Here is a 17338-nt window from a genome sequence, read left to right as displayed (position 1 = left end):
GTCTGCACTACCTTTTTTAAGGTTTATAAGTAAATCTCAATCGTATTTGATTTCTCGTATAGCCTTTTTTCAAGTTCTTGTCGATTTATCTTGATCCCGCCTTGGCGGTAACGGTTGGTCAGTTGTTCATACGCAGATTCCTTTCCGTTAATCACAATCCGCTTTGAGACCTGGTTGCCAAGGTGGTAGATGAACGTGACTGGGCGATTCATGAAGGTAAATTCAAGTTTCAGCCCATCAAGGTTGCCGGGTAACACTGGATCGATGACCAGATCTTCGGATTCCTGACGTATGCCCAAACAATTTGAAATTAGCTGGTTCATGTAGATTCCCGGTCCGCTGGAGTAGATTCTCCATCCTCCTTTGACGGGCACACTCCCGTCACGAAGTTCGTTAAAATGTTCGTCTGCTTCATACCTGGTATTGAATTTACCGTCTGAGCTGCTGAAGTACGCATTGCTTTGTCTTCTTTCCGCATTTGGTACTACGTCTTTCAGACTGATTGGATTGATGATCTGTAACCCTTGCCATACATCATCGGTTTTCCCGAGCTTGGCCATAGCTTCCACATAGCGAATGTGTGCATGTACGTATTGAAGCCCGATTTCACGACCGAAATTCGAAGCCTGCTCAGCCCGTTTAAAGTATGTGCTTACACCGCCATCATATTTGGCAGGACGATTCATTAATCGAACTCCATCCGGGCAGTACAAGTGCTCTTTGACTAATTGATAATGCGAGTCCGCCTGCTCGGGTGTAAATAGCTCTGAAATGATACTGCGGTTCATTGGCAGAAGACGATAATGAATACCTGTCTTCGTATCGGTTGGATGGACCATGAATTCCGGATTTCCTGGCTCTTCCATATAAACAAATCCTGGGATTACGTCATCTTTAAGGATATAGGTATTGAAATCCTTTTGAATTCCCTGAGCTAGAGCATTGAACTCTTTTGCTTCCTCATCATATACATCTTTCAGAACAGTTGAAAGCTTCACAAGTACTTGATACGTCAGGGCGACGGTCCAGCTGCTTGCCATATATTTCTTCAATTGAGTGTCGGCCGGCTGCAGGGTATCATCCCAGTCTCCATCACCATAAGAAGATAAGAATGTGTCATGGAGGAAGTTCTCCTTTATATATGAGATTTCTTTTTGAATATGATGGAGCAGGGTTTCTTTTTCATCGGTGAATCCAAATCCGCTGCGTTCTGTATAAGGTATTTTTTCCCGCAGAATCTCATAATCGTTTGTTGCGGCAATGTAGTCGCTGACTACTTTCAATGGCCATACGATGATATCCCCGTGGCTGTCGTCTTGTTGTATTTTGTAATAACGGTCGAACATGAACCATTGCGGCCAATTTCCGTTATCCTCATATTGATGGGAATAGACAGTCTTAATGATTTCTTTCACAGATTGATAGTTTTGAGTTGCCATGAAGTATTCTGTCGGCCCCTGGCATACATCCCTTGTTCCCCAAGCCGCGCCTCCGTATTGCTCAAGTCCATGAGGTACGGAATAATGCACAAGCATATTATGAGTGTACCACCATGCCAAGGCATTCACTTTTTCTAATTCGGCCGGTGCTTTCTCTCCTAAAGAGAGTCGGAACCCATTCATTACCTGATGATAATAGGCACGATATTTTTCGATTTCTTCTATGACGTTTCGTTCTATAAAGGGTTGCTCTTCACCGTCAATCAGACCTTGAATCGTCATATTCCATTCTGACGTTTCACTTACATCGATCACGATCAAAGAAGCAGAATTCTTTTCAACATTATGTGCGATTTTTTCTTCGTTGCCCATCTCAAAGGAGGCACCATCGACTTTCATTCGATAGGTTAATTGAGGGAACATCTCGCTGTTTTCTGACTGACGATCTGCCGTAATGGACAGAATATCTTCAGTTTGTTCTACATTAAATCCGACTTCATATTCATGATTGTTCATTGAGACCTGATTTGTGATGAGGTAACGGTATTTTTTATTGTTTTTGGATACAACTTGAAGCTGGACTTCAGGAGAATCCACTACTGTGTAATTGGTGACAATTAACGTATCACCGGTTGTTTTGTAGTACCAGCGTGCATAGTTGAAACCCATCTCAAACATAGATGGCATGGTCAGTAAATGATACATTCCATCCATTTCAACGTAAATTCGCTGACCGGACGTTTTCATGACATTCAAATGATTTCTCTGATTGGTTATCATTTTATTAAAAGAAGTATTTCCGACGACAAGCTGCGAGTTGAATAATCCGTACATGAATGAAGTCGTAGTGATGGTATCATCCTTAAGTTGATGGTTTTCACCCGACATCAGAATATGTCCATGGGGTCTTTCCGTCATCAATTCCTTTTCTTTCAATACGACATGTTCATGAGTGTCTGTGAAGAAAGAAAGAAGTGAATCACCATCCCGTTCTTCATTATGTCTAGAATTAAAATACATACTAACTTCTTCCTCTGTCATCGAAAGGGAAGAGAGGGGCTGTCCGATTGCCGGCATTAAACGTACTTGCTCCACTGTATCCACAAATTCAGATTTGCTGAGTGATGCTTCTTCCCAGGCAGCTTTTATTACTTCCTGGAACTCCAACGAAGAAATGGCCGTTTCGTGATTTTCTTTGAATACCCCGTAGAAAATAAAATGTTGAGGTCCATTTAGTCGTGCTTTCTCCGATTGTAGTGCTGTATAAGCGAATTCATATTGGTAGACTTCGTTTGCCAATGAGTCTTTCCTTAATGCTTCAGGATCATTGGTGTCTTTATAGGTTAATCCGAAAAATTGAAATCCATCTGTAGAGTAGCCGATTGTCTTTCCAAGGGATCCCTGTTGAATATAAGGAAATCCACTTGATTGCGGCTGGTTTTGGCGGGAGCAAAGGACATAGCCTTTCTCTTCATCTTCAAACACTTTGTGGTCAATGTATTGGGACATATAGGCTTCGTTGGAGCGGACGGCTCCTTTGTCGGCAAGACCGAGATCCTGTCCGTAAATGACGTCTACTTCGGCTTCGACTCCATCAAGCATCACATCCCAGAACCATACGCCTCTTTCAGTTAGGGTGAACGTCACTTCATATGAGATTTTCTCATATGTCCCAGTCCATCTGACCTGTGATTCCGCGAATTGAACGGAGCTGATGGACTTCACTCCGATTAGCGGGATGACGTTGATTCCAGAAGGTTCATGAATGCGTAAATACACATTATTTAGTGAGCCGTCGATTGGATTTGTTACTAACTGATTGATCATGTTCTCTCTATGTGTAATGGCGAAAAGATCACCACTGTTTAAAAATTCAAATTGAAGATCTCCAGATGTTAATTGTACATTTGAATGCATCGTTTTCCCCTCGATTCCTCTATTTTTCCAGCTTGAATGTTTGCTCCATAACGTCTTTGCTGTTTCTCCCTATATAAACCGTAAATGTCCCGGAATCGCTTTTGTACTGAAGGTCGGAATGATGATACCTCAGTTGATCTTCCGATATCGTAAAGGATACGTCAGCTGTTTCACCCGGCTCCAGGCTTATTTTCTTGAAATCCTTCAATTCCTTTACAGGGCGGATCACTTCTCCGCTATGGTCACGAATATAGAGCTGTACGACTTCCTCGCCTGCAACAGGTCCATCATTCGTCACCTGAATGGAAACATCCAGTGATTGTTCTTCGGTCATCGTTTCATTAGATAGTTTCATTTCAGAATAAGTGAAGGACGTATAGCTTAAGCCGAACCCGAATGGCAGCAGTGGATCATTCGGGATGTCCAGATATTGTGATACATATCGTTCTTGTGCATCGGGTGCCCCTTTGGGTCTACCGGTGTTGAAACGGTTATAATAAACCGGAACTTGTCCAACATGATATGGGAAAGACATGGTTAAACGTCCGGAAGGATTCACGTCTCCAAATAATAGATCTGCAATTGCAGCTCCGCCTTCAGTCCCCGGATACCATGCTTCTAAAACTGCGTCGGTTTGATCCAGAACTCCGTGCAAATCGAGTGGACGCCCATTAAACAGGACAGCAGCCATCGGCTTATCCAATGATTTTAGATGCTCGATGAGTTGTAATTGAGCTGCAGGGAGCTGTATGTTCGCTCTGCATCCGGCCTCACCGCTCATTTCAGAGTCTTCTCCGAGGGCTAAGACGATCACATCCGCTTCTCTTGCAGCTTTCAATGCTTCTTCCAGTTGGGCATCTGTAATGTTTTCGGTGTCACAGCCTTTTGAAACGGTTAGGTGGCTGTCCTTTATTTTGGTAAGGAGTCCTTCTTTAACGGTGACTGCATCTTCCTTAGAACCAAGCCATGACCACGGTCCCAATATGTCTCCGTTCTCTGCAAAAGGACCTATAAGGGCAATTTTTTGTTCCCTTTTAAGAGGGAGGGTGCTTTCGTTTTTCAATAATACGGAGGATTTTGCTGCAAGTTCCCGTGCAGCTTCTCTATGGGTCGTACTCATGACCACTTCAGATTCAAGCTCCACATTTGCACCCCGGTACGGATTTTCAAACAAGCCCAGTTTTTGTTTCAACTGTAATATGCGTAAAACAGCCTCATCAATCAAGGACTCATCGACCAGTTTTTCTTCTACTAGTTCTTTTAAGTAATTCACGTAGGTTGACGTCATCATTTCAATATCCACACCAGCCGTGATCGCCTTGTAAGCGGCTTCCTTTTCGTTCTCTGCTACACCGTGTGGAATCATTTCTTTCACTGCCCCCCAATCGGAAATAAGGACACCGTCAAAGCCCATTTCTTCGCGAAGCATCTTTCTCATAAGCCGTTTATTACCGGTAGCAGGGATTCCGAATACGGTGTTAAAGGCCGTCATCACCATTTCGCAGCCTTCCTCAAGAGCTGCTTGATAGGCAGGCAGGTAGTTCTCACGAAGCTCTCTTTCAGACATATCGACGGTGTTATAATCACGTCCGCCCTCAGGTGCGCCATATGCAGCAAAGTGTTTCACACACGCAGCAACCCGTTCAACATCCGTTGTCAACTCGTTACCCTGGAAACCGCGGACGAAAGCCCGGGCGAATTCACTGTTTAAGAAAGGATCTTCCCCGGTTGATTCCATCACTCTTCCCCAACGAGGGTCACGAACAAGATCTACCATAGGGGCAAACGTAACATGGACGCCGGAAACGGAAGCTTCCTTCGCTGCCATTTCGGCGCTCTTCTCGGCTAATTTTAAATCCCAGGAACAGCCGATTGCGAGAGGGACAGGGAAAATCGTCTTATAGCCATGTACAATATCGGACATGAATAATAAAGGGATTCCCAAACGATTCTCTTCCATATGTGTGCGCTGAATGTTCATAATCTCTTTTGCACCTGATGCCCCGAGGACAGAACCACTGTTTTGGACAATCATATCTGTTATTCCCATATCTGCCATCGGTCCTGTAATCTGTCCCTGGTCTTCTGCTCCTTTAAAGAAGGGAGTAGCCAGCTGCATGAGCTGGGCGATTTTTTCATCGATTGTCATTTGATTCAATAATGAAATCAGCTTGTTCTCGCTCATTGATAGAACCTCCGTATTAAGATTTATGATTTTTTCTCAATTAAGTGAAACGTTTCGAAAATGAATTGAGATGAATTATAAGCGGGTTTCATTGGATAGTCAACCCGCTCCTTTAAACCCAAAAACTCCCTATGACCTCTATATATCAGTGATTGCTGATATATAGAGGTTTGCTCAAGGATGAATTCATATTCAATTCAGTAATTTCTAAAAAAAGTGTTGAAAGCGTATTCACGTTTGATTATAATATAGTTATCGAAACGTTTCAACAAAACTTGAGTGATTTTCCTTTTTATCTTTAAGACTCTTTCGTGAAGATTGTTGCTATTTAAAGAAGTATGTAGGAGTTGATTTCTGCTGCAGGATGCTCGCTTTCTGCGGTAAGCAGAGCGGTTCCCCTACCATCTAGTACTCACTGGCTAACAAAGTGCTTGGCAGATCTTTTAAAACAAAAGAGCCATAAAGGTTAAGTCTTCTATCAGAGGTAATCATTCGACACGCTTTACCATTTTTAAAGAGTTTTAAAAACAAATAGAAATGGAGATGGGAAAATGAGAAAGAAAAAGTGGTCTATACTACTGATCGGTATACTGACATTATCGACGATTCTTGCAGCGTGCGGCGGCAACGGTGAGTCAAAGGATGGAAAGAAAGAAGTTACTGTGTGGGCAATGGGGGAAGAAGGTAAAAAGTTAAAAGGAATGGCTGAAAAATTCGAAGAAGAAAACAAAGATATCACTGTAAAGGTTCAAGCGATACCATGGGCAAATGCACATGATAAGCTTCTTACTGCTGTAGCTTCTGGAAACGGTCCTGACGTAGTACAATTAGGAACTACCTGGATACCAGAATTCGCTGATGCCGGAGCACTTTTAGATTTAACTTCACATTTAGATGACTATCCAGAATTCAAGTCTGAAAATTACTTTGCGGGCTCCGCTCAAACAATGAAATATGATGACCAAGTAATTGGTGTTCCTTGGTATATTGATACTCGAGTGTTATATTATCGTACAGATTTATTGAAAGAAGTAGGATATGATCAAGCACCTTCAACATGGGATGAATTAAAGGATGCCGCTGAGAAGTTGAATGCAAGAGGTGATGATGTCTATGGTCTTGATATTGACCGTAATGACCAGATTACTCCTTATATTTTCGCTTGGCAAAATGGATATGAATTTGAAAGTAAAGACAAAATGAATTTTGAAAGTCCCGAATTTAAAGAAGCAATTAAGTATTATGCGAGTTTCTTTCAAGAGGGTATAAGTCCGACAACAGAAGGTATAGATATTGTCCAAGCGTTTAAAGACGGGGTCAAACCAATGTTCTTCAGTGGTCCTTGGATGATAAACATCATAAACGATCAAGCGCCTGACTTAAAGGATAAATGGGCCGTAGCCGTTATGCCTAAAAAGGAAACAAATACATCCAGTATTGGTGGATCAGTCTTTTCTGTCTTCCACAATTCTGAACATGTAGATGAATCTCTGAAATTCATTTCATACATGAATGAAGTAGATACACAAATGGAATGGTTGGATGTATCGAACACTCTTCCATCTCGTGTTGACGCTTGGGAAGAACCTAAGTTAAAAGAGGATCCATTACTTTCTGTGTTTGGTAAGCAATTAGAAAATACAAAAGCATCTCCTAAGATCAAAGAATTTGAGAAGATCACTCAAGAATTCCTTGCTTCTATTGAAAGAATTACAGTAGGCGGAGCAGATGTCGATAGTGAAATTGAGAAGTTCAATAAGAAAGCGCAAGAAATAGTAGAATAACATTAAATAAAAAGCACTTGCTGGATAAGGTTCATATGGAGTTACAGGCACATCCCCTCCCGGATTGCCTGAACTCCATTTTTAGAATCATACCTTATTTATAGTGTTTTGGTTAGGTGGGGTATCATGAGCAATAATATGAAAAGTAGCATATTCAAAAACAAACATCCCTATGTGTTTATTGCTCCTGCAGTAATCATTTTAACTGTTTTCAGTATTGTTCCTATCATTGTAGCCTTTTTCATAAGTTTTACGGACCTTGATTTAAAAGGGCTGGCCAATTGGACAAACGTCAACTTTATAGGTATGGAAAATTACTCTGCGTTACTATCAGACAGTTTGTTTCACAAGTCGATTTTCAACACGTTGTTCTATGTCATCATCGGTGTTCCTCTTGTCATCGTGTTTTCATTAGGAATTGCTTTACTCCTCAATTACGGAACAAGCAGATTGTTTACAGTATTTCGCGGAGTATATTATATGCCTTCCATTACAAATATCATCGCAGTAGCCGTTATTTGGGGATTTCTTTACAATACTGAATACGGTTTATTTAACTATTTATTATCATTACTGGATGTCGAGAAAATTCCTTGGTTAGGAGAGCCAACGATCGCTAAGATATCGTTGATTGTTTTAGCTGTATGGAAAGGGATTGGTATCAATATGATCATCTTTCTCGCTGCGTTGCAGGGAATTCCGAAATCCTATTATGAAGCAGCTGAAATGGATGGGGCCAATCGTTGGCAGGTTCTGTGGAATGTCACCATCCCATTATTACGATATGCTACTTTCTTTGTAACCGTAACGACTTTAATTGGCTGGCTTCAATTCTTCGAAGAGCCATTTGTCATGACAAATGGTGGACCTTTAGACGGCACCATCTCGATGGCATTATTCATCTATCAAAAAGGCTTCCAGTTCAGTGAATTCGGTTATGCTGCAGCAGGATCGTTTATCCTGTTCATCATTATCATTATCATCACACTTCTTCAATTTAAGTTGAGAAAATCTGATACAGAATACTAATTTTGAAAACTCTACAGTATCGGGGATGAAAATATGGATACAAAAACAACGAAATTTAAAATGGAAAAGCTATTTGTCGCCATTTTACTAATACTCGGCGGAATCATCGTTTCAGTTCCGTTTATTTGGATGATTTCAAGCTCATTTAAGCCTGAAAGTGAAGTTCTTCAAATACCGCCAAGTTTAATACCTGAAAATCCAACCCTTGAAAATTATGTGAATCTATTTGAAAGTATGAATTTCGGTGTTTATTTACGAAACACTCTCATTATCGTCTTATTCTCCTTTGTAGGATTATTCTTTAATGCCATGGCCGGTTATGGATTTGCCAAATATCAATTCAAAGGTAGAGAAAAGATCTTCTATATCGTACTGGCAACGATGATGATTCCTGCACAGGTTACGATGATTCCTGTTTACCTGATCCTGAATGAAATGGGACTCACCAATACGATGGCTGGAATTGTGCTGCCAGGTCTTGCAGCAGCTTTTAGTATTTTCTTATTCAGACAGTTCATGACGACCATTCCGACTGATTTAATCGAAGCAGCAAGACTTGATGGGGCGGGAGAATTTTATATATTCTTCCGATTGATTGTGCCGATTGCGAAGCCGATCTTTGCCGTGCAAGGAATTCTTACGTTTATTGGGGCCTGGAACAGCTTCCTATGGCCGTTGATCATTGCAAATGATGAAAGTCTCTACACATTGTCTGTAGGACTATCCCTCTTACAAGGTCAATACGCTAATAATTTCGGCTTGCAAATGGCAGGGGCTGCCTTCATGGTTGTACCGATCATCATCATCTTCTCCTTCTTCCAGAAATACATTGTCGAAGGATTTACGATGTCGGGAATTAAGTGATCCTTTGTTGTTGGTAGGAGTGTACCTGGTACAAAGGTTAGTGAAATGTACCTGGTACATTTCTTTGGTTGTTGGTTGACTTTATTACGAAAACCTAAGAATACGGAGGCGGAATGATGGAAAAAGCATGGTGGCATCAATCCACTGTTTATCAAATTTATCCGAGAAGCTTCAATGATCATAATGGGGATGGAATCGGGGACCTTCCGGGCATCATCGAAAGGCTGGATTACCTGGCTCTTCTCGGTATCGATATCATTTGGTTAAGTCCGGTCTATCAATCCCCGAATGACGACAATGGATATGATATTAGCAATTATTATGAAATCATGGATGATTTCGGTACCATGGAAGACATGGAGAGGTTAATAGAGGAAGCGAGGAAAAGAGGCCTTCATATCATGATGGACCTTGTCATCAATCATACCTCTGATGAGCACCTATGGTTTAAGGAGTCCAGAAAATCAAAGGATAATCCTTATCGTGATTACTATATTTGGAGAAAAGATGAGAATGGTCCCCCAAGTGACATTCAATCTGTTTTCAGTGGCTCAGCTTGGGAATGGGATGAACACACTGGTGAGTATTATTTTCACCTCTTCAGTAAAAAACAACCTGATCTCAATTTGCATAACCCTAAAGTTAGGGAGCACCTATACACCATGATGAACTATTGGCTCAGTAAAGGAGTCAGCGGTTTCCGCATGGACGTGATCGATTTAATCGGAAAAGAAATCGACCGAAAAGTTCTGACAGATGGTCCAATGCTCCATGATTATTTACAGGAGATGAATGCAAAGGTTCTTTCCAAATATCCTACAGTCACGGTCGGTGAGACCCCTTCCGCTACTCCTGAAACCGCTCAACTATATACAGGAAAAGGCCGGAATGAACTTGACATGGTGTTTACCTTTCAACACATGTCCCTGGACGAAATAGAAGGGGAAGGAAAATGGGCCTTAAAGGAAATGGATTTACTTGAGTTGAAAAATGTGTTGAGTGAGTGGCAGACGTCACTCTTTCAAAAGGGGTGGAACAGTTTATACTGGAATAACCATGACCAGCCCCGTATCGTATCCAGATGGGGAAATGATAATGAATTTCGGGTGGAATCAGCCAAGATGCTGGCAACGGTCCTTCATATGATGCAGGGGACACCTTATATCTATCAAGGTGAAGAAATCGGGATGACCAATACCGAATTTAACGATATCTCACAATATCGTGACATTGAGACAATTAATTATTATAAAGAAAAAACATCTGCAGGTGTCTCCCAAAAGGATATTATGAAATCAATCCGGACAAAAGGAAGAGATAATGCGAGAACTCCTTTTCAATGGAATGACGATGTTCATGGTGGATTTACAGAGGGAACTCCCTGGATTGATGTGAATTCGAACTATAAAGAAATAAACGCTGAACAAGCCATGAAGGATAGGGACTCTATCTTTTATCACTATCAGAAGCTCATTTCACTCAGGAAACAAATGGAGATCATCGTTTATGGAGAGTATGAGCTATTATTGGAAGACCATCCTGAAATCATGGCATATACAAGAAAATGGGCAAATCAGACCCTGCTTGTAGTGGCAAATTTCTATGGGGGAAATCCTGACTTTCTTTTACCTGAAAAGATCGGTGGTACTCATGCCGAGATCATCATCAGCAACTATCCCAATACTAATCGACCATCAGAGTTGCACACTCTTCGTCCCTATGAAGCGATTGTGTACTTAATAGAAGAATAACCCAATAAATCGAAGCGCTTTCATGTATAATGGACAAAGAAAACACTTTAGAAGGATGCCTTCATTTATAGAAGCAATAGGATGTGAACTTATGGCAACCATCAAAGATGTGGCTAAGCTGTCCGGTGTCGCCGTTTCAACCGCTTCATACGCATTGAACAACAGTAAAAAAGTCAGCGAAGGAACCAGACAAAAAGTTTTAGCTGCAGCAAAACAATTGAATTACCAAAAAAACGGGCTTGCTTCAGATTTGAAACGGACAAGCACCAATACGATCGCCTTGATTCTGAGCGATTTATCAGGGCCTTTTTACTCAGAACTGATCAAGGGCGTACAGGACGTTACAACCACAAACGGATATGATCTGATCGCATGCAGTTCCATAGGAGGAGTGCAATCGACTGCCGTTAAATTCTTAAAGGAAAAACGTGTCGATGGCGTCATCATACTTGCCCATAATATCAATGATGAGACGATCCTTGAGTCTGCAAGGGAAGGCTTCCCCATCGTAGTTCTGGACAGGAGCATAAAAAGTGATTACGTCACTCAGATAGAAGTCGATAACGTTCACGGAGCCTTTGTGGCAACGGAACACTTGATTGAAAACGGGAGTCGTGACATTGCCTATATCAGCGGACCATATAACTCCCATGACAATGAGCTGCGTTTTCAAGGATTTCGGGAGGCTCTCGGGAAACACAATATCGAGTACAAATCAAAATGGAAAGTATCAGGGGGGTTCACTCGTGAAGGAGGCTATCAGGCCACCAAAATGCTGATCGCCCAGAGAGATGTCCCACACGCCATCTTCTACGCAAATGATGAAATGGCCATCGGTGGCTTACAAGCACTAAACGAAAAAAACATTTCAGTACCTGGAGACATTTCTATCATTGGTTTTGATGATATTCAACTGTCAGAATACGTTTCACCTCCCTTAACGACCATGAGGCAGCCAAAGTATGAAGCAGGTGCACTGGCTGTTCATCTTATCTTTCAAATGCTCTTAAAGGAAGAGGTCGACTCTTACTACAAGCTGACAACCGAGCTTGTGGAGCGGGAATCTGTGAAGAGGCGTTGATTGGACAGGGTTACCCGGTCCTTACCGAGTAGTGGGAGGGAGCGGGTTTTTCTGTTATATGAATACATTGAGGTGCTGACCAAAAAATATTTCCTTGATATGCAAGCGAAGATAGCGCTTACATAAACATCCATGCAAATTACCCTATTGACATCGCCACCAATCCCCAGTATTATCCTCTATAAGATGAAAATTTAGAAAATTACATACTTTCAATTATCCAGAGTGACCGAGGGATCAGGCCCTATGACGTCCGGCAACCTCCAGTATTAGTATTGGAACGGTGCCAATTCCTGCAGAATGATTTCATTCTGAGAGATAAGTCGAGATAAACAGGCGATGCTTCTTTCAGTTGAAAGAGGCATTTTTTTATTGGACTAAAAAAGGGGTGTGCACATTGATCGAGATTCGGAATTTGGTGAAAACGTACAAAACAAAAAAGCAAACGGTGGTCGGTGTCGATAACGTTTCCGTAAAAATTGAAAAAGGTGAGATCTTTGGAATCGTCGGATACAGTGGAGCGGGGAAGAGTTCACTCATTCGCTGCTTAAATCTATTAGAAACCCCTACATCAGGAGAAATTATCATTGATGGACAGGATTTTACGAAGCTCACGTCTAAACAACTAAGACTAGCCCGTCAAAAAACGAGCATGATCTTTCAGCATTTTCACTTGATCAAATCCAAAACGGTTTTTGACAATCTGGCTTTTGCTTTGAAAGCGGCTAGTGTGCCAAAATCGAAAATCAAGCCCAGGGTCGTCGAGCTCCTTAAGATGGTTGGTCTTTCTGATAAAGCGGACGCCTACCCGGCTCAGCTTAGCGGAGGACAAAAGCAGAGAGTCGGGATTGCAAGGGCCCTGGCGAATAACCCATCGGTTTTACTTTGCGATGAAGCGACATCGGCACTCGATCCGAATACGACGAAATCGATTTTGAAGCTATTGAAAAAAATCAACAAAGAACTGGGTTTGACGATCGTGCTCATTACCCACGAGATGGAAGTGGTGAAGGAAATCTGTGACCGGATGGCCGTGATGCAGGATGGAAAGATCGTAGAGGAAGGTCCGGTATACGACCTGTTTGCCGAACCGAAACAGCCTTTAACGAAGCAATTCATTGAAACGATCCTTCAATTTGAACTCCCGCCACACCTCGTGGAATCAAGAAAAGGAAAGCTGATCAAAATCCAATTCAAAGGATCGATCGCAGAAGAAAGCGTCGTTTCAGAAGTGTTCCAGAAATACAAAGTGCAAGGCAATATCCTTCACGGCAAGATTGAATATATTCAGGAAGTGCCACTCGGGATTTTTATCATGGAACTGATCGGCTCCCATGACGAAATCGAAGCCGCAATCCGGTATATCACGCTGAAGACACAGAGCTTGGAGGTGCTTGAGAATGCTGCCTGATTCATTGACTGCGATTTTACCAGAATTGAATAAAGCCTTTTTTGAAACAATATATATGGTGGGGATTTCACTGGGAGTTGCGATTTTAGTGGGATTACCGCTAGGGATTCTTCTTTTCGTAACAGACAAAGGCTTGTTTTTACAAAATAGTTTGATCAAAAAGGTCGTTGGATTTGTCGTCAATATGGTGCGGTCGGTTCCGTTCATCATTTTATTAGTCGCACTCTTACCATTAACCAAATTATTGACCGGTACCACGATCGGACCGACGGCAGCCTCCGTATCACTTTCTGTTGCGGGAATTCCGTTTTTTGCGAGAATGGTAGAAACATCATTGCGTGAGATTGATAAAGGTGTCATCGAAGCTTCGGTTTCAGTGGGAGCAAGCCCTTGGATGATCATTAAGGACGTATTGCTACCGGAAGCTCGTCCAGCAGTGATTCAAGCTATCACGATTACAACGATCAGTTTAGTCGCCTATTCAGCCATGGCCGGCATCGTCGGTGGAGGGGGAGTCGGGGACCTGGCGATACGCTTCGGGTACTATCGATATGACAACACGGTGATGATCACGACCGTCGTCATCTTAATATGTTTAGTTCAGTTCATCCAATATACGGGTGATGTGTTTGCACGATTAGTCGATAAACGATAACTACTTTAGGGGGAACAACAAGTGAAAAAGTGGATTTTATTCGTAGCATTAGCGGTAACAATGAACATTCTTGCAGCTTGCGGAGGGGACGAAGCAAGTTCAAGCGGGGAAGATAAAAAAGAGGTAACCATCGGAGCGACATCCGGACCGTACAGTGATATGGTGACAAAAGCGATCAAGCCCGGACTTGAAGAAAAAGGATATACGGTTGAAGTGAAGGAATTCAGTGATTACATCCAGCCGAATAACGCGCTGGCCGAGGGAGATCTGGATGCGAACCTTTTCCAGCATAAAATCTACATGGAAACCTTCGCGAAGCAGCATAACATGGAATTATCCGAAGTGATTGTCGTACCAACGGCTCCAATGGGAATCTACTCACAGAAGTTTGATTCTATTGAAGACATCAAAGAAAGCAGTGCCATTGCCATTCCGAACGATCCAACGAATGCTGCACGGGCGTTTCAAATCTTGGAGGACGCGAAACTGATTACATTAAAGCCGGATACAGATCCATTGACGGTGTCAGAAAAAGATATTGCTGAAAACGTGAAAAATCTGCAGTTCAAACCGATCGAAGCGGCTCAGCTTCCAAGAGCGGTTGACAGTGTTGATCTATCTGCGGTTCCAGGAAACTATGCACTTGCTGCCAACATGGACTTACTTGATGCACTTCAGCTGGAAAACATGCCTGATCAGTATCGAAACCGAGTAGTTGTAAATACGAAGGACGTTGATTCAAAGTTGGCGAAAGACATCAAAGCAGTCGTCGAAGCAGACGAATTCGAGAAAATCATCGACGAAGAATTTAAAGGCTTTGGTAAGCCGGAGTGGATGGAGTAGAGGGACGGACCTCTAATGGAAATATTTAATATAAGAAAACGATAGGGACGGGCTTCCGCAAAATGCGGAGGTCCGTCCCTTACTTTATAGACAGCACTTCTTATATTTTTTCCCGCTTCCGCAAGGGCAGGGGTCATTGCGTCCGACTTTTTCGTCGTTTATGACGGGCTGTGGAATAAGCGCTGGTGGCTCATTCAACATTTGAAGTTCCATTACCTCCAGCAAGTGTCTCCATTCTGGAAGTTTGGGGTGTTGGATGCCATTCACGACGCAATTGACATATAGTGATTCTTCTAAACAAAGCAGCCCATCTTCATACCCTGCTTCAATTAAATCTTCTATCTTGGGGATGGCGTCTGTTGATAATTGTCGACATAGATTATCTGCAATGATTGTTTTGGCGGTTAAGTCATCCGCTTGACCAAACAGTCTGAGTAATGCCTTTTCAGCTTCTTTGGTCTTGATCCTACCCAGTACGTCCAGAGAATAGAAGTAAGTATTCCCGTAGAGTGCTATTTTTTCAACTTCCCTTACTACTTGGTCCGTCCCTATTTTGACCAGGGAATTTGCAGTTTCCTCAAATAAGAAGTCTCCTTCCTCTTCATTTTTGAAGAGACTCACTAATTGAGGGATTACACCTTCTTCCTGTATTTCACCGGCCATGTAGACGTCATAAATCCCTTCAAATCCGAAAAACTCCCCTTTATCTTTATTTTTCTGAAGTCGATTCTGTACTTCCCCGCTTTCAATGCCGCCTTTTTTAACGAGCTCTTTGATAATTCTTTTTCCATAGTCATAAATGATTTGATCAAACCCATGTTCATCCAAGTAACTCATCACGTCAGCTAACGCCATGTATTGGCCTTCTATAGTTAAAGTAGGAAGCTTCTCTACTTCTTTTAACTGTACCTCACCAACATATTGTTTTACTCTATTTCTGTATGTAATTAATAATTCTGTGCTAGCGTTTGTAACTAATTGAAGATAGAACAGTCGGTTGTTATCGTTTTCACTCATAGCATCTAATCTATTTACTACTTCTTTCAACCCTTCTTCATTAAGGGGTAAGTACATTAAATTAGGAAGAATAGGGGATGAATATTCCGATACCGGTCCCCGATCAACGGCATCCAATCCTGTCAAAAAAGTATTCCCATCTGGTAAATAAGTGTCCTCTAGCATTTCTATAGCATATCTCTGAACAAACGGATCTTCACTTAAGAAATAAGGCTCGACCCTTTCAACAAAACGATTCATCCAACCATCCTTTATCATTATATTTTTATTTAGTGTAAAGGGTGGGAGTGGAAAAGGGAAGAGGGACGGACCTCTATTATGTCAACCTAGGGAGGAAAGGAAGTGATGGCAAAGGACTTTTAACCAGAATTAGAGGTCCGTCCCTCAAAAAACTCCGGCTGCCAAAATGGACTTACTCTATGCTTTACAGTTTGAGAATATGCCTTTGCCGGAAGTTTGGCATGGAATAGAATGTATAAGCTTAATTCTTTACTCTCTAAGAGGTGTGTTAAAGCTTTATACCTCTTAAAGAGTGTAATTCAATTACCAATTAATTATCTTCCTCTAATTCACAATTCTTTTTAAATGAATGTTTAAGAGAGAAATAATTCAAAAAGAACATAAACGTCCAAATAAGGAAAGATAACCCTAATAGGTCTACCCAACCTTCTTTGGCTTCGGGGATTCCCATAAAGAGTAAATAAATGACGCTAAATAGTACTGAGAACTTTTGTGATTGAAAAACAATACTCCTTACTTCTTTTTTATATTCTGTCTTGTTAAATACATTTGAATATTCAATGCCAGAAACCATATAACGGATAATGGTATAAATAATCACTAAGCCGGACAGGGCTGTCACAACGATCTCATCACTGATTTGATTAATAGGATAGAAGCGTTTTACGGCTAAAAAGATGGAGGATATTGCTAGTAAAACGACGGCGGATTCGGCAAGGAAATACAGTACTCTTTTCTCCTTATACTCATCCTTTGGTAAGAAAATCGATAGCCACGATTTCATTAATGTTAGTGCACCTCCCAAAATAATTCATCCAATGTTTTATCTAATGCTTTAGCGATTGATATACACAGTTGAAGGCTTGGGTTATATTTTCCCTTTTCAATTAGTCCAATCGTTTGTCTTGTTACATTTACTTGTCTGGATAACTCCTCTTGAGTCAAATTCTTCTCAATCCTTGCTACTTTCACCTTATTGTTCATAGAACCTTCCTTTTAAGTTAAATGTAATATATATATTACAATATGCAATTTATATATTACATACTAAAATGAATCACCGCAATGATTTCGTGGATTATATTTGGAATTAAATCCTTAGACCTACATTATTAAATAGAT

The 17338-nt window shown here is 41.5% G+C and carries 13 protein-coding genes and 1 riboswitch; of the genes, 8 read left to right on the top strand and 5 right to left on the bottom strand.

The window, feature by feature from the left end; all coding sequences use genetic code 11:
* Positions 1-23 precede the first annotated feature (23 nt).
* Together ACYH0O_RS22440 and bglX are read right to left on the bottom strand one after the other, a co-directional pair.
* Complete coding sequence (locus tag ACYH0O_RS22440; protein ID WP_482630410.1) at positions 24-3356, bottom strand: GH36-type glycosyl hydrolase domain-containing protein; 3333 nt, start codon at positions 3354-3356, stop codon at positions 24-26.
* Between the two features lie 19 nt (positions 3357-3375).
* Positions 3376-5541, bottom strand: coding sequence for a beta-glucosidase BglX (bglX, locus tag ACYH0O_RS22435; protein ID WP_482630409.1), 2166 nt, complete (start codon positions 5539-5541; stop codon positions 3376-3378).
* 551 nt (positions 5542-6092) lie between these two features.
* On the opposite strand from bglX, the gene ACYH0O_RS22430 reads away from it, so the two are divergent.
* From ACYH0O_RS22430 to ACYH0O_RS22395, 8 genes are all read left to right on the top strand, one after another.
* Positions 6093-7325: a sugar ABC transporter substrate-binding protein gene (locus tag ACYH0O_RS22430; RefSeq protein ID WP_426892223.1), complete on the top strand. Its 1233-nt coding sequence runs from the start codon at positions 6093-6095 to the stop codon at positions 7323-7325.
* Positions 7326-7451: 126 nt separating this feature from the next.
* On the top strand, positions 7452-8354 hold the full coding sequence (locus tag ACYH0O_RS22425; RefSeq protein WP_482630408.1) for a carbohydrate ABC transporter permease: 903 nt from the start codon (positions 7452-7454) through the stop codon (positions 8352-8354).
* Positions 8355-8387: 33 nt separating this feature from the next.
* Complete coding sequence (locus ACYH0O_RS22420) at positions 8388-9218, top strand: carbohydrate ABC transporter permease (RefSeq protein ID WP_426892225.1); 831 nt, start codon at positions 8388-8390, stop codon at positions 9216-9218.
* 116 nt (positions 9219-9334) lie between these two features.
* The gene (locus ACYH0O_RS22415) at positions 9335-10969 is read left to right on the top strand and encodes an alpha,alpha-phosphotrehalase (RefSeq protein ID WP_482632644.1); all 1635 of its coding nucleotides are present in this window, start codon (positions 9335-9337) and stop codon (positions 10967-10969) included.
* Between the two features lie 91 nt (positions 10970-11060).
* Complete coding sequence (locus ACYH0O_RS22410) at positions 11061-12050, top strand: LacI family DNA-binding transcriptional regulator (protein ID WP_482630407.1); 990 nt, start codon at positions 11061-11063, stop codon at positions 12048-12050.
* A gap of 213 nt (positions 12051-12263) precedes the next feature.
* A riboswitch (SAM riboswitch) is annotated at positions 12264-12375 on the top strand.
* Between the two features lie 72 nt (positions 12376-12447).
* Positions 12448-13461 carry a methionine ABC transporter ATP-binding protein gene (locus ACYH0O_RS22405; RefSeq protein WP_482630406.1) on the top strand — a complete coding sequence of 338 codons (1014 nt, stop codon included), beginning with the start codon at positions 12448-12450 and terminating at the stop codon, positions 13459-13461.
* On the top strand, positions 13451-14116 hold the full coding sequence (locus ACYH0O_RS22400) for a methionine ABC transporter permease (protein ID WP_482630405.1): 666 nt from the start codon (positions 13451-13453) through the stop codon (positions 14114-14116). Before ACYH0O_RS22405 ends, ACYH0O_RS22400 begins: the two co-directional genes overlap by 11 nt.
* Before the next feature lie 21 nt (positions 14117-14137).
* Positions 14138-14959: a MetQ/NlpA family ABC transporter substrate-binding protein gene (locus tag ACYH0O_RS22395; protein WP_482630404.1), complete on the top strand. Its 822-nt coding sequence runs from the start codon at positions 14138-14140 to the stop codon at positions 14957-14959.
* Positions 14960-15043: 84 nt separating this feature from the next.
* Here ACYH0O_RS22395 and ACYH0O_RS22390 read toward each other — a convergent pair whose 3' ends face one another.
* From ACYH0O_RS22390 to ACYH0O_RS22380, 3 genes are all read right to left on the bottom strand, one after another.
* Complete coding sequence (locus ACYH0O_RS22390) at positions 15044-16216, bottom strand: SEC-C metal-binding domain-containing protein (RefSeq protein WP_482630403.1); 1173 nt, start codon at positions 16214-16216, stop codon at positions 15044-15046.
* A 310-nt stretch (positions 16217-16526) separates the two neighbouring features.
* Positions 16527-17000 (bottom strand): DUF3278 domain-containing protein, encoded by a 474-nt coding sequence (locus tag ACYH0O_RS22385; protein WP_482630402.1) that lies wholly within the window; start codon positions 16998-17000, stop codon positions 16527-16529.
* Positions 17001-17005: 5 nt separating this feature from the next.
* A complete protein-coding gene (locus tag ACYH0O_RS22380; protein ID WP_482630401.1) occupies positions 17006-17200 on the bottom strand; it encodes a helix-turn-helix transcriptional regulator in 195 nt (64 codons plus the stop codon).
* Positions 17201-17338: the final 138 nt, after the last annotated feature.

The sequence above is a fragment of the Rossellomorea sp. H136 genome (assembly GCF_056838065.1).
This window is presented reverse-complemented; position numbering and strand designations above follow the sequence as displayed.